Source organism: Methylobacterium sp. E-041 (assembly GCF_022829665.1).
Taxonomy (GTDB): Bacteria; Pseudomonadota; Alphaproteobacteria; order Rhizobiales; family Beijerinckiaceae; genus Methylobacterium.
Genome location: NZ_JAKSYQ010000176.1, coordinates 1 through 627, shown reverse-complemented (window position 1 = coordinate 627; position 627 = coordinate 1). Strand labels below are relative to the sequence as shown.

The following is a 627-nucleotide window of genomic DNA, read 5'->3' as shown; positions in this document are numbered from 1 at the left end:
AAACATCATTTTTCAGGCGGTAGACACAAGCGCTTGAGCAGTTGTGAAGCAAATGCGCCGGCCACGCTCCAGGACCGTAGCTGCCGGCTCTCGCTGTTTTCGACCACCGTGCGAGTGGGTCAGAGCAACGCCTTCGCTACGCGCTCTTAAACTAAGACTGCAGTTCGGTAGCTAAGCTCGTCAATCCCCGAGCCAAGCCAACTCATTACGTCGCCGCCTCGGGCTGCGCAGGCTCTAAGCCCTCGGTGACGGCTGCCTTGTGCGGATAGGGCCTGGGTCTGGATACAGGAGGTGGCGCGGGATGTCGCTGTATCGGCCCTGTGTCTGGACCCGTGACGAACACGGCTGACATCGTCGGCGGCGGAACGCGACGGACGTGGTCGCCCTCGCACAAGCGCGCGACCGTTGCCGAGCCGGAGGGTCCCGCGACGACGGCCTCCGAAGTGGCGCCCCGGTACGGGCTTCATTCGGCTCTGCTGCTCCGCTGGCGCCGAGCCCCCCGGACAGCATCATCGCCGCCGCCGGGGGCGTCCAGCCCGAGCCTCGTTCCGCTCGCGGTGCCCGCTCCGCAACCCCCCGTCCGCGACGAGCCGCCCCGCCCCGGCGCCATCGAGATCGAGCTGGCCG

At 67.5% G+C, this 627-nt stretch carries 1 protein-coding gene; it reads left to right on the top strand.

Translation table 11 applies throughout. The features are described 5' to 3' along the window. Nucleotides 1–320 precede the first annotated feature (320 nt). Nucleotides 321–627, top strand: a 307-nt coding sequence (locus tag MKK70_RS31070; protein WP_409568281.1) for a transposase, incomplete at its 3' end; no start/stop codon positions are given.